The sequence below is a fragment of the Alphaproteobacteria bacterium genome (assembly GCA_017308135.1).
Taxonomy (GTDB): domain Bacteria; phylum Pseudomonadota; class Alphaproteobacteria; order CACIAM-22H2; family CACIAM-22H2; genus Tagaea.
Window position 1 is genome coordinate 455,889 of record JAFKFM010000010.1, and the last position, 23,780, is coordinate 479,668.

General features: G+C 64.1%; 22 protein-coding genes. 13 read left to right on the forward strand and 9 right to left on the reverse strand.

The annotated features are described in order from the left end of the window. Window position 1 precedes the first annotated feature (1 nt). Genes J0H39_19010 through J0H39_19030 form a run of 5 tightly spaced genes read right to left on the reverse strand, consistent with a single transcriptional unit; the run spans window position 2 to window position 5,717 of the window. The gene (locus tag J0H39_19010; GenBank protein MBN9498848.1) at window positions 2-673 is read right to left on the reverse strand and encodes a GntR family transcriptional regulator; all 672 of its coding nucleotides are present in this window, start codon (window positions 671-673) and stop codon (window positions 2-4) included. After that, the gene (locus J0H39_19015; GenBank protein ID MBN9498849.1) at window positions 670-1,512 is read right to left on the reverse strand and encodes a carbohydrate ABC transporter permease; all 843 of its coding nucleotides are present in this window, start codon (window positions 1,510-1,512) and stop codon (window positions 670-672) included. The genes J0H39_19010 and J0H39_19015 overlap by 4 nt, the downstream gene beginning before the upstream one ends. After that, on the reverse strand, window positions 1,509-2,396 hold the full coding sequence (locus tag J0H39_19020; protein ID MBN9498850.1) for a sugar ABC transporter permease: 888 nt from the start codon (window positions 2,394-2,396) through the stop codon (window positions 1,509-1,511). Before J0H39_19020 ends, J0H39_19015 begins: the two co-directional genes overlap by 4 nt. Beyond that, complete coding sequence (locus J0H39_19025) at window positions 2,393-4,420, reverse strand: FAD-dependent oxidoreductase (GenBank protein ID MBN9498851.1); 2,028 nt, start codon at window positions 4,418-4,420, stop codon at window positions 2,393-2,395. Before J0H39_19025 ends, J0H39_19020 begins: the two co-directional genes overlap by 4 nt. A 25-nt stretch (window positions 4,421-4,445) precedes the next feature. After that, window positions 4,446-5,717: an extracellular solute-binding protein gene (locus J0H39_19030; protein MBN9498852.1), complete on the reverse strand. Its 1,272-nt coding sequence runs from the start codon at window positions 5,715-5,717 to the stop codon at window positions 4,446-4,448. A gap of 315 nt (window positions 5,718-6,032) precedes the next feature. Here J0H39_19030 and J0H39_19035 point away from each other — a divergent pair, with 315 nt between their 5' ends. The 12 genes from J0H39_19035 to J0H39_19090 all read left to right on the forward strand — a co-directional run bounded on the left by J0H39_19035 (window position 6,033) and on the right by J0H39_19090 (window position 18,477). Further along, window positions 6,033-6,560, forward strand: coding sequence for a hypothetical protein (locus tag J0H39_19035; protein ID MBN9498853.1), 528 nt, complete (start codon window positions 6,033-6,035; stop codon window positions 6,558-6,560). 69 nt (window positions 6,561-6,629) lie between these two features. Next, entirely contained in the window at window positions 6,630-7,526 is an 897-nt protein-coding gene (locus J0H39_19040; protein MBN9498854.1) for a LysR family transcriptional regulator, read from the forward strand. A gap of 94 nt (window positions 7,527-7,620) precedes the next feature. Continuing rightward, window positions 7,621-8,064 carry a formate dehydrogenase subunit gamma gene (locus J0H39_19045; GenBank protein MBN9498855.1) on the forward strand — a complete coding sequence of 148 codons (444 nt, stop codon included), beginning with the start codon at window positions 7,621-7,623 and terminating at the stop codon, window positions 8,062-8,064. Further along, a complete protein-coding gene (locus J0H39_19050; protein ID MBN9498856.1) occupies window positions 8,061-9,578 on the forward strand; it encodes a formate dehydrogenase in 1,518 nt (505 codons plus the stop codon). The genes J0H39_19045 and J0H39_19050 overlap by 4 nt, the downstream gene beginning before the upstream one ends. A 10-nt stretch (window positions 9,579-9,588) precedes the next feature. Next, the gene (fdhF, locus tag J0H39_19055) at window positions 9,589-12,435 is read left to right on the forward strand and encodes a formate dehydrogenase subunit alpha (GenBank protein ID MBN9498857.1); all 2,847 of its coding nucleotides are present in this window, start codon (window positions 9,589-9,591) and stop codon (window positions 12,433-12,435) included. Continuing rightward, window positions 12,432-13,259: a formate dehydrogenase accessory sulfurtransferase FdhD gene (gene fdhD, locus J0H39_19060; GenBank protein MBN9498858.1), complete on the forward strand. Its 828-nt coding sequence runs from the start codon at window positions 12,432-12,434 to the stop codon at window positions 13,257-13,259. The genes fdhF and fdhD overlap by 4 nt, the downstream gene beginning before the upstream one ends. After that, a complete protein-coding gene (locus J0H39_19065; GenBank protein ID MBN9498859.1) occupies window positions 13,249-13,455 on the forward strand; it encodes a formate dehydrogenase subunit delta in 207 nt (68 codons plus the stop codon). Before fdhD ends, J0H39_19065 begins: the two co-directional genes overlap by 11 nt. 78 nt (window positions 13,456-13,533) lie before the next feature. Continuing rightward, on the forward strand, window positions 13,534-14,703 hold the full coding sequence (locus tag J0H39_19070; protein ID MBN9498860.1) for a mandelate racemase/muconate lactonizing enzyme family protein: 1,170 nt from the start codon (window positions 13,534-13,536) through the stop codon (window positions 14,701-14,703). Window positions 14,704-14,706: 3 nt separating this feature from the next. Further along, on the forward strand, window positions 14,707-15,204 hold the full coding sequence (locus J0H39_19075) for a nucleoside deaminase (protein ID MBN9498861.1): 498 nt from the start codon (window positions 14,707-14,709) through the stop codon (window positions 15,202-15,204). 175 nt (window positions 15,205-15,379) lie between these two features. Further along, window positions 15,380-16,402 carry a flagellar motor switch protein FliG gene (gene fliG / locus J0H39_19080; GenBank protein MBN9498862.1) on the forward strand — a complete coding sequence of 341 codons (1,023 nt, stop codon included), beginning with the start codon at window positions 15,380-15,382 and terminating at the stop codon, window positions 16,400-16,402. Window positions 16,403-16,584: 182 nt separating this feature from the next. After that, window positions 16,585-17,670, forward strand: coding sequence for a DUF2336 domain-containing protein (locus tag J0H39_19085; protein ID MBN9498863.1), 1,086 nt, complete (start codon window positions 16,585-16,587; stop codon window positions 17,668-17,670). A 201-nt stretch (window positions 17,671-17,871) separates the two neighbouring features. Continuing rightward, the gene (locus tag J0H39_19090; GenBank protein MBN9498864.1) at window positions 17,872-18,477 is read left to right on the forward strand and encodes a TetR/AcrR family transcriptional regulator; all 606 of its coding nucleotides are present in this window, start codon (window positions 17,872-17,874) and stop codon (window positions 18,475-18,477) included. Here the strand turns inward: J0H39_19090 and J0H39_19095 are convergent. The 4 genes from J0H39_19095 to J0H39_19110 are packed head-to-tail and all read right to left on the reverse strand — an operon-like array spanning window position 18,474 to window position 22,248. Continuing rightward, window positions 18,474-19,427 (reverse strand): 2-dehydropantoate 2-reductase, encoded by a 954-nt coding sequence (locus tag J0H39_19095; GenBank protein ID MBN9498865.1) that lies wholly within the window; start codon window positions 19,425-19,427, stop codon window positions 18,474-18,476. The two genes, J0H39_19090 and J0H39_19095, sit on opposite strands and share 4 nt — an antisense overlap. Before the next feature lie 13 nt (window positions 19,428-19,440). Next, the gene (locus tag J0H39_19100) at window positions 19,441-20,523 is read right to left on the reverse strand and encodes an extracellular solute-binding protein (protein MBN9498866.1); all 1,083 of its coding nucleotides are present in this window, start codon (window positions 20,521-20,523) and stop codon (window positions 19,441-19,443) included. A 34-nt stretch (window positions 20,524-20,557) separates the two neighbouring features. Continuing rightward, window positions 20,558-21,397 carry an ABC transporter permease gene (locus J0H39_19105; protein ID MBN9498867.1) on the reverse strand — a complete coding sequence of 280 codons (840 nt, stop codon included), beginning with the start codon at window positions 21,395-21,397 and terminating at the stop codon, window positions 20,558-20,560. Then, the gene (locus J0H39_19110; GenBank protein MBN9498868.1) at window positions 21,394-22,248 is read right to left on the reverse strand and encodes an ABC transporter permease; all 855 of its coding nucleotides are present in this window, start codon (window positions 22,246-22,248) and stop codon (window positions 21,394-21,396) included. The genes J0H39_19105 and J0H39_19110 overlap by 4 nt, the downstream gene beginning before the upstream one ends. Before the next feature lie 137 nt (window positions 22,249-22,385). Here J0H39_19110 and J0H39_19115 point away from each other — a divergent pair, with 137 nt between their 5' ends. Then, window positions 22,386-23,597 carry an aromatic ring-hydroxylating dioxygenase subunit alpha gene (locus J0H39_19115; protein MBN9498869.1) on the forward strand — a complete coding sequence of 404 codons (1,212 nt, stop codon included), beginning with the start codon at window positions 22,386-22,388 and terminating at the stop codon, window positions 23,595-23,597. Window positions 23,598-23,780: the final 183 nt, after the last annotated feature.

The following is a 23,780-nucleotide window of genomic DNA, read 5'->3' on the forward strand; positions in this document are numbered from 1 at the left end:
GTCAGTCGAGCCCCATCACGCGGCGCATCGTGTTGTCGATATGCACACCCATCGCGTCGGCGGCGGCGTAGCGATCGCGCCGCGCGCAAGCCGCGACGATGGCGAGATGCTCGCGGATCGTCAGCGCCATGAAGCGTTCGGGCCGCACTTGCGTGCGGCGGATCAGGCGGATCTTCAGCGCGTTGACGCGGTAGGCGTTCTCGATCAGCGGATTGCGCAAGGCGGCGATGATCGCCGCGTGAAGCTCGCGATCGACGGCGTAATAGCGCTCGCGGAACGCGGCGTCTGGCTGGGGCGTCACCTCGGCCAGCACGGCTTCATGCGCGCGTCGATGGGCGGCGAGTTCGTCGTCGGAAGCGCTCGTGCAAAACTCCATCACGGCACCGCATTCGACGAAGCGGCGCAGCTGGAACGCGTTGCGGATCAGCGACACGTCGACGCTGGCGACTTTGAAGCCGCGCTGGCGCGCCGTCTCCAACAGGCCTTCGCCGATCAATTGCGCGATCAATTCGCGCGTCGCGCGTTCGGGCAGATTGGTCAGCGCCCCGATCTCGCGCTGGCTCAGGAACTGGCCGGACTGGATCGCGCCTTCCATCAGCCCGGTCTCGAACGCGTCGTAGCCGCGCTCGCGCTGCAAGGGCGGCCGCGCGTGAATATCGAGCGTCTCGCTCATCCTTTGAGGCCTCCGGCGGCACCGTTCGACATCATCTTGCGCTGGACGATGAAGGTGAAGATTAGCACGGGCAGCAGCTGGACCGTCGCGGCGGCGAAAACCTCGCCCCAGGTCGAACGGCCTTCGCCGATACTCGCCAGCATGTCGGCGAGCACGACGGGGGCGGTGACCGAGCGCGCGGTCGTCAGCACCAATGCGAATAGGTAATCGTTCCACACGAACAGCGTCGTGAAGATCGCGACCGTGACGATGCCGGGCAGCAGCAGCGGCAAGGTCACGCGCCGGAACGCCTGGATTCCGGTGCAGCCATCGATCAACGCGGCTTCCTCCAACTCGCGCGGGATGCCGTCGATCATGGTTTTCAGCAGCAGGACGGCCAAACTGAACTCCATCGCCGCGTAGACGAGAATCAGGCCAAGTTTCGAATCGTCGAGGCCGATCGCGCTGAAGATCGGAAACAGCGGCACGGTGATGACCAAGGGCGGCAGCATCTTCATGGCAAAGAGCGACATCGCCGATTTGCCGACCCCGCCATGCTGGGACATTCGCGAAAAGGCCCAAGCGGCGGGCAGCGACACGGCGAGAACGAGGGCGATCGAGCCGATCGTCACGGCAAGCGAGTTGATCAAGCCGTCCGTGAATTTCGGCCAGTTGCGGAACAGATCGGTGTAATTGCCGAACGTGGGTTCGAAGATCACGATCGGCTTGTAGGAGAAGATGTCGCGCGGCAGCTTGAACGACGACACCGCGACCACGATGATCGGGAAGATCGCCAGCAACACGAAGAAGGCGATCGTCGCGAGCTGCCACGGCGTGGCGCGTTCGGCTTGGTCGTTCATGCGGCTTCCTTCGGGGCGAAGGATTCGCGATAGAGCCGCACCATCGCCCAGGACGACACCACGGCGGTCAGCAGCAACATCAACCATGCGATCGATGCGGCGCGGCCGAACTCCCAATAAACGAAACCGATCTTGTAGAGATGCACGGACAGGATTTCCGACGCGTCCACCGGACCGCCTTTGGTCAGGATCCACACCACGCCGAAAGCACGGAAGGTGATGATGATGCGGAACACGACGGCGATCAAAAATGCGGGCCGGATCATCGGCCAGGTCAGATAACGGAAACGCTGGAACGGCGTGGCGCCGTCGATCTCGCCCGCCTCGTAGATCTCGCGCGGGAAGGCGGCGCGCACGGGATAGAGCATGACCAGCACATGCGGCATGCCCGCCCAGAACTCGATCAGTGCCACGACGATCAGTGCCGTGCCCGCCTCGGTGAGCCACGGGATACGGCCCAAGCCCATCAGATTGGTGACGTAGTTCACCGGGCCGACATTGAAGTCGAGCAGATAGGCCCAGATCGTCGCCGTGACTGCGTGGCTCATCGCGATGGGCGCGATCAGGCAGGCGATGGCAAGCCCGCGCATCGGAATGCGGCGGATCAGCAGGCAGGCGAGCAGCAAGCCGACCGCGGCCTCGAGCACCACGGCGATGGCGACGAAGATCAGCGTGCGCAAGGCCGCCGCCCAGAACGAGGCGGAGCCCAGCGTGCGCATGTAATTCACTTCGCCGATCCAGCGCGGATCGCGGCCGATCGAGTAATCGGTGAAGCTCAGCGCCAGTGCCACGATCTCCGGCAACGCCACGATCGCGGCGAGCAGGGCGTAAAGCGGGGCGACCAGCGCCCACGCGTGCAAGGCTTTGGACGGTGCTTTGATCACGAGGCGGCGAGGATCAGATGATCTTTATAAGGCCGGCCTTTGAGGTCGGCGGCGGTCGGCTGCGGCGCCTGCGGAATGGCGAAGCGCTCGATCGGGCCTTCCCAGAAACGCGTCGATCCATTGGCCAGGCGATAAACGATCGCCACACCGACCGATGTGGCGAAGCAGGCGGGTTCCGACGACAAATCGGCTTGGTCCGCGATACGGGCCAGCAGCAATGCACCCCGCTGCCGGGCGAGGGCGACAAGCCCGTCCGCCAAGAAGGCAAGGCGGATCGATTCGCCGTCGTTCAACGTGCAATGCGCCGCCGTCAATCGCTGGAATCCGGAGAGCGTGACGGCATCGGGAAATTCCGGCGCGGCGGTCTGCGTCATTTGGCCGGGCACGAACTTGGCGGCGATCGGCGACGCGGCTTGCGCATCACGCGGCGGAAGTACGGCTTCCAGCGTGCCCCAGGCGCCATCGATCGTTTGGGCGGCGATGCGCAGATCCGCACCAAGATGCATGGCGGCGAGGGGCGTGTCGCTGGTCAGCGCCGCCCAGCTTTTCCACTTCGTGCGGCGGCGCAGGGCAAGCTCGATGCGCGCCGGCGTCGTCAAACGCGCCACGACGAAATTGCCGTCGCGCGTTTGCGCCAAAGCGAGATCGCGACGCGGCGCGTTGGCGCCTTGCGGAACGCTTTGCGCGGGCAGCGGCAATGCTTCGTCGCTGAAGCGCAGGCAGCGCAAATAATCCCCGTAATCGGCGAGATCGAGCGATTGCTTGCCGGCGACGATACGCTCGCGCAGCGTGCCCGTGTCGATTTCGGTTAGCGATTTCCCGCTACGCGCGGCCAATGCGGCGGCGATACCGGCGCCGTAGCCGGTCTGCGCGCAGGTCGCCATGACCCGGTAGGAGCTCATCGCCAATTGCTCGCCCGAGACCGAACGGCCGGGGCACAAGATATTGTCCGATCCCGCCGGGATCAGCGCGGCCAGCGGGATGTGATAGGGCTCGACCATATCGGTGATGCCGGTACCCGCGCGCTTCTCGGTATCCGTCCAGTGATAATCGAGGTGATAGGTGCCGACCGCGATCGCGTCGTCGCGCAGCAGCGACGTGCGCGCATCGTCATCGGTGATCGTGTAGCGCCCGACGACGCGGCGGCCTTCACGCTGGCCGATATTGCGCGAGACGGAAGCGAGGACGTGCGTGGCCAGCGGCTTGCCGCCGAAGGCGCCATGGCGGCCGCGATAGCCGCGCGTTTGCAGATAATAGATCAAGCCCATCATTTGGCGGCGGGCATGGATTTCGGCCTGCGACAGGCTGAACCCATCGGCGGCGTCGAAGCCGACGACTTTCATTTTCACTTCGACGCGCCCGTCGGCGAAGCAATGCAGCGATGTCATCGGCAGATTGTCGTCGTTGTCGAAGCGCGGGCAGGAATCCGGCAGGAACGGCGTGACCGGCCTATGGGTGTCCCACAGCGTGAAATAAAGGCTCATCGGCAATTGCTTGCGCGGGCCCAGATGCAGCGTCTCGAGCCCGATCATATCGGGGATAGTGGCGTTGCCGGTCGCATCGATCACCACACGCGGGCGCACCTCGACCAGCGTGGCGCCGCAAGACACCAGCACCTTCTCGACATGGCCGTTGGCGGCTTGCGCGTCGATCGCGCGGGCGTGGAGCCAGACTTCCACGCCCTTTTCGGCGACCATTTCCTGGAGATAGAAGGCGCAGATCTCCAGATCGTAAGCGCGGCGATCGTCGTTGGGATCATAGGGATCGATCCGGCCGCTCTTGCGCAGTCTTGCGATCAGTTCGGCGAACAGATCGTTGACGCGTTCGCTGTCGCCGCAGAACCCGGCGACACCGCCGGCGGTACCCTGGCCGCCGAGCGCGTTGGTCGGCTCCACCAGCACGACGGAGGCGCCGTCGCGCCGTGCCGCCATCGCGGCGAAACAGCCGGCCATGCCCCCGCCCAGGACGAGGACGTCGATCTCGCGGGTCTTCAGTCCCGCCTGGGCGATTTTATAGTCGGACATGGCGCGGCCGTTCCTAACCGTTGCGTTAGCGGGCGGGACGCTTCTCGGCGACGATCGCCGTGATGCGCGCTTCGGCGGTCTTCAGGGCTTCGGCGATCGGCTTGCGGCCGGTGATCGCCAGCACCGTTTCTTCCGCCACCACGGCCTGGACCTGCGGCGTGCCGTCGAACGCGGGGAAGATTTCGACCGCATTCGCAAGCGCGACGGCGGAAGCCGCGGCGTAAGGCGCGTCGGCCTTGAAGCGCTCGTTCTCCAGCGTCGAGCGGCGGGCCGGACCGTTGCCGTTGATCGCCATCTGCACCTGCGCGGCCTTCGACGAATAATACTGCGCGAAGCGCCATGCGGCGCCGCGGTTCGCGGCGGGGCCGTTGGCGGGCAGGGCGACGGCCCAGAACGCGACCTTCGCGGGGCCCGCGGCACCCGGGGCGCCGGGGATCGGGAAGAACCCGACCTGGCCCGCGACGCGCGAGCTGCGCGGATCGTTGAAGCGGTTATAGTAGTTGTCGCCGAACAGCACGAAGCCGAGCAGGCCTTCGCGCATCAGGTTTTGCGTTGCGACCGTATCGGTCGTGGCGAAGTTCGGCGCCAAGCCGCCGCCGTCGTAAAGCTGCTTCATCTTTTGCAGCGTCGCGGCGTTTTGCGGGCTGTTGATCAGCACGCGATAGTCCTTGGTCAGCACGTCGCCGCCGAAGGCCTTGAACACCAGCGTCATGTCGTCGTCGGCCGCGACCTTCAGGCCGAACCCGTAGACGCTGGCGCCATCGGCGCGCTTGCCCGCGACCTTCAGGGCCGCATCCATCAATTCGGCGAAGCTGCGCGGTTCGGCGACACCCTTCTCGGTGAAGATCGTTTTGTTGAAATGCACGATCTGCGGGTTGGAGCGGATCGGCAGGCCGACGAGCTGGCCTTTGAGCGTGAACATGTCGCGCATCGGCTTGAAGATGTCGTCCTTGTCGTCGATCGCGGGCGACAGGCTTTCGAGCGGCAGCAGCTTGGCGAGCGTATCCTCGGTCGCCCAGTCGTTGATGACCATCACGACGTCATAGGCGCCCGAGGACGAGGCCATCGCGCGCTGGAAGTTCTGGCGCATCTGCGGCCAGGGGACGGTGTCCCACACGACCTTGATGCCGGTTTCCTTCTCGAACGCGACCTGAAGATTGCCTTCGGTCGCACCCGGACGGCCGGTGAAGGCGTCTTGGTGGGCGGAGTTGGCGAAGATGCGGATGGTTTCGGCGGCCGTAGCGGCGGCCGTGCCCATGGCGAACGCGAGAAGCGTCGCGGCGGCGAGATAGCGCATGGTGTTTCCCCCGACGAGATTGGTTTGTCTGTGCCGCCGATCATTTGTGACAAGACGCATGATGTCAAGGCTAACATGTTAGTCCTGACGAGTTTTATTTATATGTTTTATATCAATAACTAAATGCTAATTTCTAATGTCGAATCGAGATGTATTTTAGATGGGCTCGGCACGACTCCCGGGTCACAATTCGGCACGCTTCGTTACACCGCCGTGGCCGGCGGGCATGCGACATTCCCCTCGTTAAAGTCGATGTTTTTCGATCCGCAGCAGAACGCTGCTTTTTAACGGCGCCGAAGCGCCAAGGAGTGTCCGATGTCCGTTTCTTCGTTGAATGCCAGCAGCAGCTACAACACGGCGTTGGCGGCAGCGCTCGCCAAAAACAGCAAATCGTCCAGCTCGACAAGCGACAGCACATCCGCGACCGGCACGACGGCCGGTTCGTCGAGCACCACCGGCGCACCGTCCGATCCCAAGGCGATGCGTGCCGCACTCGACAAGCAGATCGCGGCGGATGTGCAATCCGGGAAGGTCACGCAAGACGACGCCGACAAGATCACGGCCGCCCTCGACAAGTTCGAAGCGAACATGAAGGCTAACGGGCCGCAGGGGGGCGGGCGCCCCTCGGGACCGCCGCCGGGCGGTGGCGCCGGTGGTCCGCCGCCGGGTGGCGGGGCCGGTGGGGCGAAGGGGGCGTCGGGATCGTCGTCCAAATCGGCGCTCGAGGAATTGACCGAGTTGCTCGAATCCTCGACCGACGAGGAGGACGAGGAAGATTCGACCGATCTGTCGAGCTATCTCGCCGATTTGATGAATTCGAAGAAGGTCGATATCACCGCTTGATGCGCCCTGCGCGGCGGTGGCTTCGCCGCCGCCGCCGCGCTACGATCCTGCCCGGAAGCGGAACGGGGCATGATCGACAAGCTCGAATTTCTGATCGCCTTGGCGCAGGAGAAGCATTTCGGCCGTGCGGCTGAGGCGAGCCGCGTGACCCAGCCGACGTTTTCGGCCGCGATCAAGCAACTCGAGGACACGCTGGGCGTGCTGCTGGTCAATCGCGGGGCGCGGTTCCACAGTTTCACGCCGGAAGGCGAGCGCGTGCTGGAATGGGCGCGGCGCATCGTCGGCGATTCCCGCGCCATGCGGCAGGAGATCCGCGCCCTCAAACACGGGCTCGCCGGGCATCTGAAGATCGCGGCCGTGCCCACGGCGCTGGCGATGGTCGCGTCGCTGACCACGCCGTTCCGCCAGCGCCACCCGGAAGTGACCTTCACCATCGTCTCGCGCAACTCCGTCGAGATATTGGGCCTGCTCGAAAATCTCGAAATCGACGCCGGCCTCACCTATGTCGATAACGAACCGATCGGCAAAGTGCAGACCGTGCCGCTTTATCGCGAGCATTACGTGCTGCTCACCTCGGCCGATGCGCCGTTGGGCGATCGCGAAACGGTGACATGGGCCGAGGTCGGCAAGATCCCGCTGTGCCTGTTGACGCAGGACATGCAGAACCGTCGCATCGTCGACCATATGCTGCGCGCGGCGGGCGAGCCCACGCCGCCCACGTTGGAGTCGAATTCGATGATCGTGCTGTTCGCCCATGTGCGCACCGGGCGCTGGGCCAGCGTGATGCCGGCCAAGCTCGCCGAGACTTTGGGGCTGACGCAGACGATCCGTGCGATCCCGATCACCGGCGACGAAACCCATCCGACGATCGGCCTTGTGGTGCCGCATCGCGAGCCGATGACGCCGCAAACGGCGGCACTGGTGGTGGAGGCCAAGCTATTGGCACAAACTCTAGGTGCGTCCTGATCGGCTGATAGGTTTTTGCTATCGCACCATGGGATTGATTTATTGACCCTTTTCGGGCTCCGGGCGGATGATTCACGCCGGGAGGGAGCCCCGAATGACCTGGGACAACGCGCGCGCCGACGCGATCATCGAAGCGCATAAGGCGTTGGACGGGGCGGCGCTGCCCATCCTCCACGCGCTGCAAAAGGAATTCGGCTATATCGACGATGCGGCGATCGAGCCGGTCGCCAAGGCGCTGAATCTCAGCCGCGCCGAAATCCACGGTGTCGTCACGTTCTATCACGATTTCCGCGCGACCAAGCCGGGCCGCCATGTGCTGCGCGTTTGCCGCGCCGAGGCTTGCCAATCGCGCGGTGCCGATGCGTTGGTCGAACACGCCAGCGCCCGCGCGAAGGGCCACGACGCGGCGCTCACCCTCGAACCGGTTTTCTGTCTCGGTCTGTGCGCGACGGCACCCGCCGCGATGCTCGACGGCGAGCTTCATGGGCGCCTCACGCAAACGCGGCTCGATACGCTGATCGACGGGTGCGTGCGATGAGCGGTTTGCGTTTTTTCCTGCCGCGCGATGCGGGCACTTTGGCGGTCGGCGCCGATGCCGTCGTCAAGGCGTTGCACGCGGCGGCGCAAGCGCGTGGTCTAGCCATCGATCTCGTGCGCACCGGCTCGCGCGGGCTTTACTGGCTCGAACCGATGCTGGAACTCGAGACACCGCAAGGGCGCATCGCGTTCGGCCCGGTCGAGGCGGATGAGGTTGCTTCGATCCTCGATGCGGTGATCGCCGACAAGCCGCATGCGAAGTCGTTGGGCGCGACGGATGCGATCCCGTTCCTCGCGCGCCAAACGCGTTTGACGTTCGAACGCTGCGGTATCGCCGATCCTTTGGCGCCGGTCGCGTTCAAAGGTCTGGAGCGCGCACGTAGCTTGGGCGCGCAAGCGACGATCGACGCCGTAACGCGATCGGGTTTGCGCGGGCGGGGCGGGGCGGGGTTCCCGACCGGCATCAAGTGGAACACGGTGCGCGCGGCGGAAGGCGATCGCAAATACATCGTCTGCAATGCCGACGAAGGCGATTCCGGTACCTTCGCCGATCGCATGTTGATGGAAGGCGATCCCTTCGCATTGATCGAAGGCATGGCGATCGCCGGCTTCGCGGTCGGTGCGGCGAAGGGTTTCGTCTATATCCGCTCCGAGTATCCGCACGCCATCGCGACGATGGACGCCGCCTTGCGCATCGCGCGTGCGAACAAGCAGCTCGGCGCCGATTTCGATATCGAGATCCGCGTGGGGGCTGGCGCTTATGTCTGCGGCGAGGAAACGGCGTTGCTCGAAAGCCTGGAGGGCCGGCGCGGCACGGTGCGCGCCAAGCCGCCTTTGCCCGCCCATCGCGGCCTGTTCGGCAAGCCCACGGTCGTCAATAACGTGATCTCGCTCGCGACCGTGCCGTGGATTTTGGCGAACGGCGCCGACGCGTATCGCGATTTCGGGATGGGCAAGTCGCGCGGCACGATGCCCATTCAATTGGCCGGCAACGTCAAACATGGCGGCCTGTACGAGACCGCCTTCGGCGTGACGTTGGGTGAATTGGTCGACGACATCGGCGGCGGTTCGGCCTCGGGCCGCCCCGTGCGCGCGGTGCAGGTCGGCGGGCCGCTTGGCGCCTATTTCCCGCGTGCGTTGTTCGACACGCCATTCGACTACGAAGCCTTCGCCGCGCGCGATGGTTTGATCGGCCATGGCGGCATCGTCGTGTTCGACGACGGCGTCGATATGGCCGCCCAAGCCCGGTTTGCCATGGAATTCTGCGCGCATGAATCCTGCGGCAAATGCACACCGTGCCGCATCGGCTCGACGCGCGGGGTGGAAACGATCGACAAGATCGTCGCCGGGCAGGATCGCGCGGCGAACACCGCGCTGCTCGAAGATCTCTGCCAGACGCTGAAATTCGGTTCGCTTTGCGCGCTGGGCGGCTTCACGCCCTATCCGGTGCTGAGCGCGCTACACCATTTCCCCGAAGATTTCGGCGCAGGCGCCAAGCGCGCCGCCGCTGAGTGAAGGACCGATCATGGGCCTGATCCACGAAACCGATTACGGCACGAAGCCGAGCGCTTCGGCGAAGACCGTGACGCTCACCATCGACGGTACCAAGATCGAGGTGGCCGAGGGCACGTCGATCATGCGCGCGGCGATGGAGGCGGGGATCCAGGTCCCGAAGCTCTGCGCCACGGATACGCTCGACGCGTTCGGTTCGTGCCGCCTGTGCCTTGTCGAAATCCAGGGTCGTAACGGCACGCCCGCCTCCTGCACCACGCCGGTCGCGGAAGGGCTCGTCGTTTCGACCCAGACGCCGCGTTTGAAGCAGCTTCGGCGCGGAGTGATGGAGCTTTATATCTCCGATCACCCGCTCGATTGCCTGACTTGCGCCGCCAACGGCGATTGCGAATTGCAGGACATGGCGGGCGCGGTGGGATTGCGCGAAGTCCGCTACGGCTACGAGGGCGAGAACCATCTTGGTCTCGCCAAGGACGAGAGCAATCCTTATTTCACCTTCGACTCCTCCAAATGCATCGCGTGCTCGCGCTGCGTGCGGGCGTGCGAGGAAACACAAGGCACCTTCGCGCTGACCATCGAAGGGCGCGGCTTCGGCTCGCGCGTCTCGGCCGGGGCGGGCGAGACGTTCCTGGAATCGGATTGCGTGTCCTGTGGTGCATGCGTGCAGGCCTGCCCGACCGCGACGCTGACCGAAAAATCGGTCATCGAGATCGGCCAGCCCGAGCATTCCGTCGTCACGACCTGCGCCTATTGCGGCGTGGGGTGTTCGTTCAAGGCGGAGATGCGGGGCGAGGAAGTCGTGCGCATGGTGCCGTACAAGGACGGCAAGGCCAATCGCGGCCATTCTTGCGTCAAAGGCCGCTTCGCCTGGGGCTACGCCACGCATAAGGATCGGATTTTGAATCCGATGATCCGCGCCAAGATCACCGATCCGTGGCGCGAGGTGAGCTGGGACGAGGCGATCGCGTATGCGGCGTCGGAATTCAAACGTATCCAGGCGAAATACGGGCGCAATGCCGTCGGCGGTATCACGTCCTCGCGCTGCACGAACGAAGAAACCTATCTGGTGCAGAAGCTCGTCCGTGCGGGCTTCGGCAACAACAATGTCGATACCTGCGCGCGCGTTTGCCATTCGCCCACGGGCTATGGATTATCGACGACCTATGGCACCTCGGCGGGTACGCAGGATTTCGATTCCGTCGAACACGCGGATGTCGTCGTCGTGATCGGCGCCAACCCGACCGACGGGCATCCGGTCTTCGCGTCGCGCTTGAAGAAGCGTCTGCGCGAAGGAGCAAAGCTCATCGTCATCGATCCGCGCCGCATCGATTTGGTGCGCACGCCGCATGTCGAAGCCGCCCACCATCTGCCGCTGCGCCCCGGCACGAACGTCGCGATCTTGACGGCGTTGGCGCATGTGATCGTCACCGAAGGCCTGGTGGACGAAGCGTTCGTGCGCGCGAATTGCGATCTGGCGGCGTTCAATCGCTGGGCCGCCTTCGTCGCCGAAGAGCGCAACAACCCCGAGGAAGTCGCCAAATTCGCCGGCGTGCCCGCCGAAACCATCCGCGAAGCCGCGCGGCTATACGCGACCGGCGGCAACGCCGCGATCTATTACGGATTGGGCGTGACCGAACATAGCCAAGGCTCGACCTCGGTCATGGCGATCGCGAATCTGGCGATGGCGACGGGCAATATCGGCCGCCCCGGCGTGGGCGTGAATCCGTTGCGCGGTCAGAACAACGTGCAGGGGGCCTGCGACATGGGCTCGTTCCCGCACGAGCTGTCGGGCTATCGCCACGTGTCCGACGACGGTGCGCGCGCGATGTTCGAATCCCTGTGGGGCGTGTCGCTCGATAAGGAACCGGGCCTGCGCATTCCCAACATGTTGGATGCGGCCGTGGATGGTGCGTTCAAGGGGCTCTACATCCAGGGTGAGGATATTCTGCAATCCGATCCCGACACGCATCACGTCGCGGCGGGCTTGGCCGCGATGGAATGCGTGATCGTGCAGGACCTGTTCCTGAACGAGACCGCGAACTACGCCCATATTTTCCTGCCGGGTTCGACCTTCCTGGAGAAGGACGGCACCTTCACCAATGCCGAGCGGCGCATCCAGCGCGTCCGCAAGGTGATGGCGCCGCGCAACGGCCTGGGCGATTGGGAAGTAACGCTTGCCTTCGCCAAGGCGCTGGGCTTCACGATGGGTTACGCCCATCCCGGCGAAATCATGGACGAGATCGCGGCCGTGACGCCGACGTTCAAGGGCGTGTCCTACGCCAAACTCGACGAACTCGGTTCCGTCCAGTGGCCTTGCAACGACAAGGCGCCGGAAGGCACGCCGGTCATGCATATCGGCGGTTTCGTGCGCGGCAAGGGCCGCTTCATGATCACGGAGTACGTCGCGACGGACGAGCGTGTCGGCCCGCGCTTCCCGCTGCTGCTGACGACGGGCCGCATCCTCAGCCAATACAATGTCGGCGCCCAGACGCGCCGCACGGCGAATGTCGTTTGGCACGAGGAAGACCGGCTGGAAATCAATCCGCACGACGCGGAGGAGCGCGGCATCCGCGATGGCGATTGGGTCGCCGTGCGCAGCCGGGCGGGCGAGACGGCGTTGCGCGCCTTGATCACCGATCGCGTCGCGGCGGGCGTGGTCTATACGACGTTCCACCACCCGGACACGCAAGCCAATGTCGTGACGACCGATTATTCGGATTGGGCGACCAACTGCCCCGAATACAAGGTGACGGCCGTGCAATGCATGCCGTCCAACGGACCCAGCGATTGGCAGACACGCTATCGCGAACACGCCGACCAATCGCGGCGTATCGCCAAACCGGCGGAGGTGGCGGAATGAGCGACGCCTTCAAGCCCGCTTATCGCGTTTCCAATGAAGTGTGGCGCGGTGACGCCCGGCGACAGGGTGCGCGACAGGTGCCCGAGGAAACGGCGATCGCCTTCACCTATGATCGCGTGACGCAGGCCGTCATGATGGCGAGCCCCGCCGATCTCGAGGATTTCGCGCTCGGCTTTTCGCTGAACGAAGGAATCGTCGCGGCGCCCGGCGAGATCGAGGAAATCGAGATCCGCCCGACGGACGAGGGGATCGAATTGCGCATGGCGCTGGCCGAACCGCGCGCCGGCGCTTTCGTCGAACGGCGCCGTTATATGGCGGGGCCCACGGGTTGCGGCTTGTGCGGCATCGACAGTTTGAAGGAAGCGACCAAGACGCCGCCGGTCGTGACCGCCGATCCGCGCGTGACGCGTGCGGATATCGCTGCGGCGGTCGCGGCCTTGCCGGCAGCACAATCGCTGCATCGCCTGACCCACGCCGCACATGGCGCGGCGTTGTGGGTGCGCGGCGAAGGCTTGGTCGCCTTGCGCGAAGATGTCGGCCGCCACAACGCGCTCGACAAGCTGGCGGGTGCGTTGGCGCGCGCCGGTCGCAAGGCCGAGACGGGGATTGTGGTTCTCACCAGCCGCGTTTCGGTCGAACTCGTGCAGAAAGCCGCGATGATGGGCGCCCCCGTGCTCGTCGCCGTGTCGGCGCCGACGGCCTTGGCGATCCGCACCGCCGCGGCGGCCGGGATCACGCTGATCGGGATCGCGCGCGACGACGGGTTCGAAGTCTTCACCCATGCGGCGCGGGTGGTTGCCGGCGAGGCGCGCGATGTCGCATGAAAAGCTCGTCCACATGGCCAATCAGATCGGCAAGTTCTTCGCCCATCAGGGCGAAAATGCGCCCGTCGAGATCGCGACGCATTTGAGGAAATTCTGGGCGCCCAGCATGCGGGCCGAGATCGTCGCGTATCTCGGCGCGGGCGGACAGGGACTCGATCCGCAAGTCCGCCAAGCGATCGAAGAACTGCGCAAGTAAGCGTTCCGCCGCACGAAAACTTGCCCCGTGCGCCCGACACCGGCAATAAGGGTTATCCGCTATCCGGGAGCCCCCTGAATGACCATCCGTATCGTTGACGTCCGCGAAGTCACCAAGCCGATCGCGTCGCCCATCCGCAACGCCTATATCGACTTCTCGAAGATGACGTCGAGCTTGGTGGCGGTCGTCACCAACGTGGAGCGCAACGGCAAAACGGTCGTCGGCTATGGCTTCAATTCGAACGGGCGCTACGGCCAAGGCGGGTTGATCCGCGAACGTTTCGCCGACCGGCTGAAGGAAGCCGATCCCAAATCGCTGCTCGACGCGACGGGCGAAAATATCGACCCGGATAAGGCTTGGGCGGCGATGATGAAGAACGAGAAGCCGGGCGGGCACGGCGAGCGTTCGGTCGCGGTCGGCACGCTCGACATGGCGATTTGGGATGCGGTCGCCAAGATCGCCGGCAAGCCGCTGTTCCGTTTGCTCGCCGAGCGCCACGGCCGCACGGCGAACCCGCGCGTCTTCGTCTATGCCGCCGGCGGCTATTATTATCCCGGCAAGGACAATTCGGCGCTGCGCAAGGAAATGCGCGGCTATCTCGAGCGCGGCTACAACGTCGTGAAAATGAAAATCGGCGGGGCGTCGATCGCCGAAGATCGCGGCCGTATCGAAGCCGTGCTCGACGAAATCGGGCCCAAGAACCAGCTCGCGGTCGATGCCAATGGGCGCTTCGACCTCGAAACCGCCATCGCCTACGCCAAGATGCTGCGCGACTATCCGCTGTTCTGGTACGAGGAAGCGGGCGATCCCTTGGACTACCACGTCCAAGCGTCGCTGGCCGAGTTCTATCCCGGCCCGATGGCGACGGGCGAAAACCTGTTCAGCCATCAGGACGCGCGCAATCTGATCCGCTATGGCGGGATGCGCCCCGATCGCGATTGGCTGCAATTCGATTGCGCGCTGTCCTATGGGCTTTGCGAATACCAGCGCACGCTGGAAGTGCTCAAGACTTATGGCTGGTCGCCGAGCCGTTGCGTGCCGCATGGCGGACATCAAATGTCGCTCAACATCGCCGCCGGTCTCGGCCTCGGCGGGAATGAAAGCTATCCCGATCTGTTCCAGCCTTATGGCGGGTTCCCGGACGGCGTGAAGGTGATCGACGGGCACATCACGATGCCCGATCTGCCGGGCATTGGGTTCGAAGGCAAATCGGACCTCTATGCCGAGATGAAAGCGCTGGCGAGTTGATCCATGTATGTCGATGCCTTCATGACCCGCGCGATCGAATTGTCGGCGCAAGCGCTGACGGAGAAGGGCTGCGAGCCCTTCGGCGCGGTGGTCGTGAAGGACGGCAAGATTGTGGGGGAGGGCTATAACCACGCCGTCCAGCGCCACGATCCGACCTCGCATAGCGAAATCGAGGCGATCCGCGACGCGTGCCGCAATCTCGCGACGGTCGATTTGTCGCAAACCGAGATGTACACGTCGTGCGAGCCTTGCGCCTTGTGCGTCTCGGCGATGCTGATCGCGGGAGTGGAGCGCGTTTATTACGCCGTGACCCTCGAACAATCGGACGCGGCGTTGGCGCATCTCGGTCAAGACAAGCGGCCTTACGAAATGGATGCAGCCGCGCTGCGCATTCAAGTCGGCTTGCCGATGGCAGCGCGCCGCATGGCGTCGGAATCCCGTCGCGCCGACGACGCCAAAGCGATCATCGAAGCCTGGGCGCGGGCGCAAGAGTCGCGCTGACGCCTTTTGCATTTCGCGAACGCAAATTTTACGGAGAAGCGGCAATACGCGGTCACGGCCGGAAATTTTCGACCATAATTTGACAATGGACATATTCATCGACCATATTGGTCCTTGGCGCTACGCGCGTAATTCCTTCCTCGATCCTGACGGCGTTCAAATCCGCCCCGGCACGATGCGCATTCTCGACGATTACCGCGCCCTGTCGGGGCAGGAGAAAGCAGCGATCCTCCTGCTGTCGCTGGGCGAGGAAGTCGCGAGCAAGCTCTTCGCGCTGATGTCGGACGACGAGATCAAGGAATTGTCCCAGACCATGGCCGGGCTGGGCAATGTCAACGCGTCGATCATCGAACGTCTGGTCATCGAGTTCGCGGATCAGATTTCGGCGACGGGCTCGCTCGCCGGCACGTTCGATTCGGCCGAGCGCTTCCTCGGCAAGGTCCTCGACAAGAAGCGCGCATCGGACATTCTCGACGAGATCCGCGGTCCGATGGGCCGCACGATGTGGGACAAGCTCGCCAACGTCAACGAGTCGATCCTCTCCAACTATCTCAAGAACGAATATCCGCAGACCGTCGCGGTCGTGCTGTCGAAGATCAAAGCCGACCATGCGGCGCGCGTGCTGGCGACGATGCCCGACGCTTTCGCGATGGAAGTCGTCATGCGCATGCTGCGCATGGAAAGCGTGGGAAAAGAGGTTTTGGAGGACGTCGAGCGCGTTCTGCGCACCGAATTCATGGCGAATATCGCCAAGCAGAACCGTCGCGACACGCACGAAATGATGGCCGAAATCTTCAACGCCCTCGATCGGACGACCGAGGCGCGTTTCACCACGGCGCTGGAGGAACGCAATCGGGATTCCGCCGAGCGGATTCGCGCGCTGATGTTCAAATTCGAGGATCTCTCGCGCCTCGATCCCGGCGGGGTGCAAACATTGCTGCGCGCCGTCGATAAGTCGAAACTCGCCCTCGCTTTGAAAGGGGCGAACGAGGGGCTACGCGACCTGTTCTTTTCCAACATGTCCGAGCGCGCGGGCAAGCTTTTGAAAGAGGAGATCGAGGCGTTGGGACCGGTCCGCGCACGCGACGTGATCGAAGCGCAGGGCGCCATGATCAACACGGCGAAGGATCTCGCGGCACGGAACGAGATTGTGTTGTCAAAAGGTGGAAAAGGCGGCGATGACGATCTCATCTATTGAACCGGGCGCGGCGCCGCGGCCGCTCCGTCATCCGATCCGACCGATCGCGCGTATGAGTGCGTCGTGCTTCGCATTTCGCAAAATTGACGGCGAAAAGATTCCTTGTCGCGTTGCGGCAAATCAACTAGACAAGCCCCTGAATCTATTGGAATACGGGCGGCGCCCTTCCGGGAATACGGTCGATGACCAGTGAGAGGCTGATGCACCAGCTGCGGGAGATCCTATCGTCGATCTCCAACGACCGCAGCCAATCGAATGTTGGTGTCGCCGCCGCCCTCGCCAAGCTGATTTTGGAACTGGGCGTCTCCGACAAGGTCTCGCGTTTCAGCATTCTGTTGATCGAGCTGGTCAAGGCGATCATCCGCGAAGTCGAAAAGCCGGTGCGCAAGATGCTGGCCGACGAACTCGCGTCGGACTCGCGCGCGTCGCGCGGCATCGTGCGCGCCTTGGCCGAGGACGATATCGACGTCGCTTGGCCGATCCTGCTGCGCAGCAAGTCGCTCGAGGATACCGACTTGATCGAGATCGCGATCAAGGGATCGATTCGCCATCGTTTGGCGATCGCGCAGCGCGAATTGGTCGAGGAAGTGGTCAGCGCCGCGGTGATGGCCTTCGGCGAACCGGAAGTCGCCAAGTCGCTTCTCGCCAATTCCGGCGCGCGCATTTCCGAACGCACTTTCGTGCGCATCGCCGAACTCGCCAAGGAGTGGGGCGACATGCAGCCGCCGCTGTCGGCGCGTCCCGACCTGCCCGCCGTGATTGCGCTCGAAATGCTTGAATGGGCGATCGACGGGGTGCACGAGAAACTCTATGCCGCGATCGGCGGCGACAAGGCCAAACTGCGGCGTATCGTGCTATCGGCCCTGGACGGCGAGAAGATCGCCGGCGACCTGGCCGAAGCGTTGCGCGAGCGGCTCGACGCGTCCGCCGCGGGCGGCGTGCGGGTCGGCGAAGAGGATCTGGCTTTGATCCTGAACACGCTGCCCGACGATCGGCGCGATTTGAAGGAACTCGCGGTCAGCGAATTCCTGTCGGAACCGTTGAAGATCGTGCGCGGCACGGTGCGCAGCGGTTCGCCCGAACAATTCGCCGTGCTGTGCCGTGCGGCCGATATCTCTAAACGCATGTTCGAAAGCATTTGCGATCAGCTCGGGCCCGCGAGCCTGTTCGAGCGTTCGGGCTGGCTGCTGCAAGCGACGAAGGCGTTCCAGTCGATGAGCGTGTCTCAGGCGCAGATGGCCGCTTCGTCGGTCGCCCGCAAATTGTGAGCCGAATCGGGCGCGCTTTTTCCACGCGATGCAACCGAATCACTAATTCGCAAAATGCTAAAGGAATTCTGGACGTGACCACGCGTTGGGCATAAATTCTGTGGCCAAGTGGTGTCTCGAGAGGAAAAAGTGTCTGCGGAAGTGAGAGCGCTGAAGCAACCGCGCCCGGTCGGACGCCCCAGTCTTGCAGAGGCTGAAGATGTGCGCCGACTCCTGCTCGATGCGGCGCTGGCGCTGATCGAGGTCGAGGGTGTGGAAGGCTTCTCGCTGCGCGAATGCGCGCGCCGCGCCGGCGTTTCCCACGCCGCACCGGCCCATCATTTCGTCGATAAAGCGGGTTTGTTGACCGAATTCGCCGCCGAGGCGTTCGACGAGCTCGGCCGCACGATCGAGCGGCGCACGCTGCGCACGGCGGGGGCGCCCGCCAAACGCTTCCGCGAGACGGCGTTGGGCTATATCGAATTCGCGATCGCCAATCGCTCGCGCTTCCAGCTGATGTTCCGATCCGATGTCGTGGACGTCACGTCGATTCGCCTGCGCTCGGCGTTCGATGCGTGCCATCAGCGCATCTACGGCGCGATGGCCGAATTGCTCGTCGGCGCCAACGGACCCAACGAGCGCTCGGTCGCCAAGATGACCATGGCATGGGCGGCGATCCATGGTTTCGCCGTGCTCGCCCTCGACGGCGGCTTCGGCGCGGTGTTCCCGGGCAAGGGGACCGATCATGCGCGCGGCGGCACGCGCGCGATCATGGATCTCGCCGCCGGCACGGTCCGCGAAGTCGAGAAAGCCCTGAAATCGGCCTAGGCGTAAGCCTTCATCCGCGCCGAGAGTTCGTCGAGCACGGGCGTGGCGACGCCGGTCAGTCGGCCGAATTCGCGCGGCGCTTCGACCAGCGGACCGATTTCCAATTTCCGGCCCGCTTCGAAATCCTGCAGCATCGAGGATTTGAAATCACCCAAACGGCGCATGGCTTCCAGCCGCGCCTCGACGTCGATATCGACCGCGCAGCCGGCGGCGGTGGATAGCGCCATGATCTCGCGCATCACGGCCGCGCCCATCGCGCGCCAATGCGGATCGTCGAGAATGGCCGTCACGCCCGCGCGCACCAATACCGAAATCGGGTTGAAGCTGGCATTGCCCAGCAGCTTCGTCCACATCGCGTGACGACTGTCGGACGCGATCTCGACATTGAGGCCGGCGGCGCGCAGCGGGATCGCCGCGCGTTCCGCGTTGCCCGCACCGGCGGCGACATCGCCGATCACCAGCCTTTCGCCGGTCGGCCAGGCGAGATGGCCGGGGGCGGGGCGCGACACGGCCATGTAGACGACCGTGCCGACGATGCGCGCCGGATCGAAGCGCTTCGACAACATGCCGCCCGGATCGACGGTTTCCAGAATCGCGCCGTCGCGTGCGCCGCCCTGGCGCTGGAAATACCACCATGGCAGCCCGTTGATCGCGGGCAGCAACAGCGTGTCCGGCCCCATCAATGGCATGAACAGATCGACGGCTCCCGGCCAATCATGGGCTTTCAGCGCGCCGATCACCATGTCTTGAATGCCCGCCGCGGCGGGATCGGCGACGACGCGCGGGGCGGATTTCTCGATCCTTCCCGCGCGCGTCACCGTGAAACCGTCGCGCGCCAACGCGGCCTTGGTGGCGCCGCGCGCGACGACGACGGGGTCGTGCCCCGTCAGCGCCAGCGCATGCGCGATCGCGCCGCCGATCGAACCGGCCCCGACGATCGCGATGCGCATGCTTACTCCGCGGTTACTTCGCGCTGGTGATCATCCGCGACCAGCGCTGCGTCGCGTCGTCGAGATTGAACTTGGTGAAATCGACGGACACCATGTTGGCGACGTCGGCCTCGGAGAGCAAGAACATCTCCTTCAGCAGCGGATCGTTGACCAGCGCGTCGCGCGCGCGGTTGTTGATCGGCACCACGCCGCGTTCGGTCGCCAGACCGAATTGCGTGTCGTAGGAAATGTACTCGTTGATGAAGAATTCGGCCGCACGCGCGACCGGCGTGCCCTTGACGACGCCGAGCCAGCCTTCCTTCGACAGGCCGCGCTTTGTCGGCCCGACTTTCGGATGGGTGAACTTGACCGGCAAACCGGCGCGGCGCATCTGCACGGCGAAGCCAGCGTGCATCGTCGACGCCATGATATCGCCCGAGTTCATCAGCGTGACCGCTTGCGCGCCCACGCGCCAGAACTGGAACGGGTTTGCCTTGCGCACGAATTCGAGACCGGCGGTGATGTTCTCCTGCGAGCCGCCTTCGTCGATCGACGCGCCGACCAGCAATTGCGAGATGCCGGCCTGCGAGATGTCGATGATCGCGATCTTGCGCTGGAGGGCGGGATGCAGCAGGTCGCGATAACGTTCGGGCCCCGGCACGCCGGCGGCGGCGAAACGCTCCGGATGCCAGACGATGCCTTCCTGCGTGGCCCAGCTTGCGACCTTCCATTCGTCGGCGAGGGTGGGCAGCAATTCCTTGCGGTTCGGGATGTTGTCGAGATTGATCTTCTGGATGAAGCCCGCCTCGTACGTGTCGACCCAGGTGAGGTCGGCCATCTCGACCACGTCGAACGGGGCGGCTTGGCCGCGCGCGGCGATCAGCTTGGCGAGATTGTCGCGCGGCGGGGCGGTCACGTATTCGACCTTGGCGCCGAGCGCTTCGAGCTTCACGCCCGCGTATTTGTGCACGGCGCGATCCCAGCCGCCGCCGAACGTGGCGACGCGCAACGTCTGGCCCGCGAAATTCGGGGTTTGCGCGCGGATCGCCGGGGCGGCCAGAAGGGCCGAAGCGGCGGTTGCACCAGCAAGGAACGAACGTCTGCCGAGTTTGCGCATGGAAACCTCCTGGAGGGGAAAAGGGGGATGAGGGTCAGCCGCCGCCCGAGCGCGTGAGCTGGTCGAGACCGATGGCGCGTTGCAGGAAATAGATCGCGGCGAACGAGCCGACGATGATGTAGGTCGAGATCGCGAGCAGCGACGGATCGAAGTCGTATTCCATCAGATTGAAGATCTTCGCCGCGAAAGGCTGCATGCCCGGCCCGCCGAGGAACAGCGAGACCGGCACGTCGCCGAACGAGACGAGGAACGCGTACATGGCGCCCGCGTAAACGCCGGGCATGATCAGCGGCAGCGTCACGCGCCGGAAGGTGCGCATACGCGAAGCACCCAAACTCAACGCCGCTTCTTCCAGGCGCAGATTGAAACGCTGCAACACCGCGACGACCGAGCCGATCACATAGGGCGTCGCCAAGAACAGATGCGCGATCAGCAGGCCCGGCAGCGTGCCGACCAAGCGCAGGCCGAACACGTCGCCGATGAGATAATAGAGTTTCAGGAACGAAACCCCGATCACCACGGCGGGAATTTGCAAGGGCGCCCGGAACAGCGCGGCGACGATCGCCTTGCCGCGGAACTCCGCGCGCACGAGCCCCAGCGCCGCCGGCACGCCGAGAATACAGGCGAGGAACGCGGTCGTCAGGCCAAGGCCGATGGCGAGTGCCAGCGACTGGAACAGGTCGGGCGCGATCTGGAAATACCAGCGCGTCGAGAACTCCTGCGGCGGGAAATTGAGGAAGGTGCGATTGCCGCCGTCGAACGATGCGCCGACGACGACGACCAAGGGTGCGAACAAAAACACGAAGGCGGCGGCGATCCAAGTGACGGAGGCAACACCGCGCGCGCGGGCGAGGGCGCGATAACGGTTCATCATGCCACCGCACTCCGGCGCTTATCGAGCTTGCTCATCGCCAGCACCGACAATCCGTTGATGGCCAGCGTCACGAGCATGAGAACCGCGGAGATCGTGGCGCCCATGCCGTAGCGCGTTTGGTTGATGACCGTCTGCTGGATCAGCACGGGCAGGGTGTAGACTTTGCCGCCGCCGATCAGCGCCGCCGAGGTGAAGGCGCCCATGCACAGATTGAAAACGATCAAGCCGGTGACGACGAGGCCGGGCAGGCTCAGCGGCAGGATCACGCGCGCGAAGACGCGCCAGCGCGGCGCACCGTGGATCTCGGCCGCTTCCTCCAGCGAGCGCGGGATCGTTTGCACCACGCTGTAGAGCAGCAGGATCGAGAACCCCATCGTGAAATGCATCAGCCCGATGACCACGCCGCCGGGATTGCCGACGATGGCGATGGGCGAGGACACGATGCCGGTCCACATCAGGAAGCGATTGAGGAATCCGCCGCTGGAAAAGATGATGATAAGGCCGAGCACCTTGATCACGATGGTGATGAAGGACGCGGCGATGATCCCGGCGAGCAGTACTAGCGTCCAGCGCGACTTAAGCCGCGCGAGGACATAGGCGATCGGAAAGCCGACCAGCAGCGTGAGCAACGCGACCGTCAGCGACAGGCGCACCGTCAGCAGCAGAGAGTCGAGATAAAGCGGATCGGTGAAAAAGCGCTCGTAATTCGCCAGCGTGAAGTCGGTGCCCATCCGGCCCAAGCGCAAATCGCGGAAGAAACCGCCGCGCAAGAACGCGATTTGCGACGCGAGCAGCAAGCCCAGCGACAGCAGCAGCGACGGCAGCAGGATCCAGTGCCAGCGCGCCTTCATGTCAAACGCGCTTTCATGCGAGATTTCCGTTCATGCCCGAGCCCCGTTCATGAAGCTTTCCCAGCAAAACGCGGACCAAATCTAACTGGCCTTGGTCCGGAATTGGCATACATTTCCGGGGGAAGATGGAGGGGGCGATGACGGTAGCGGCGGAAGCCATCGAGCGGATCCTGGGCAAGGCGGCGCTGGACGAGTTGCGCAAGCCGATCACGCAGGCATGTGGCCTGCCGGGAGCCGCCTATACCAGCGAAGATTTCTTTAAGCTGGAACAGAAAAACCTATTTGCGCGCACCTGGATGTGCCTGGCCTTCGCCAGCGACGTGCCGAAACCGGGCGATGCTATCCCGCTCATGGCGGCAGGACTTCCGCTCATCCTCGTGCGCGACCGCGCCGGCGCGATCCGGGTGTTCCACAATGTGTGCCGGCACCGCGCCGCCATGATGGTGACGGAGCCCTGCTCGAATTTGAAGCAATTCGCCTGCCCCTATCATGCGTGGGCCTATGATCTCGACGGGCGATTGAAATCGACGCCGTTTTTCGACGGTACCAAGAATGGCAACGAACGCGCCGGGCTCGACATGTCCGATCTCGGCCTCGTGCCCGTGCGGACGGCGGTTTGGCATCACTGGGTGTTCATCAATCTCGACGGCAAGGCGGCCCCTTTCGAGGAACATGTCCGCCCGCTCGAGGATTTGATTCAAGGGGCCGATATCGGCGCCACGCGCATCGCCCATCGCGAGGATTGGGAATGGCGCGGCAATTGGAAAATGCAGAACGACAATTGGGAGACCTATCACCACGTTTGGGTTCACAAGAACGTCTTCACCAAGATCACCGACGATTTGGATCTTGCGACGGGCGAACCGATCGCGGAACCCATTCCGCTCGGCACCGTCGTCACGCTGAAGCGGCGCGGCGATCAGGATTTCTATCCCGCCGCCGGCCAATTGCCGTTGATCCCGTTCCCCGAAGGCAAGAAGCGCGTGCGTTGCACCAGCGTCGTGTTCCCGAACATGACGCTGACGCTGCAATCGGATCATCTCGCCTCGGTCATCGCCGATCCCGTCGCGGCCGATCGCACCGTGTCGAAGATGGGTTTCTTCTTTGTGGGCGACGCGGCGACCGCGCCCGAATTCGCCGAGCAGCGCAAGAAGACGCTGGCACGCTGGCTTGGCGAAACCGGACAGATGCGCGACTATGGCGGCATCCGCAGCCAGGATATGAAGATCTGGGAACAGCAGCAGATCGCGCGCCAATCGCCGGTCGCGGACAAGGTCGTCTTCTCGCCGGTGTGGGAGAAGAACGTGCACCATTTCCAGCGTATGCTGGTCGATGTGATGAGCGCCTAACTCACGGGAGCGGGGACATGGCCGGAGAGATCAAAACCGCATCGGGCAAGGTCGTGAAGATGAACACGCGCGCGGGCGCGGTTCTGCCCGATATCGACATGTATCGCGACCGTCTGTGGACGGAAGCCGATAAGCTGATCCAAGCGCTGGGGCGGCGCGAGATCACGCCCGACGATTACATCG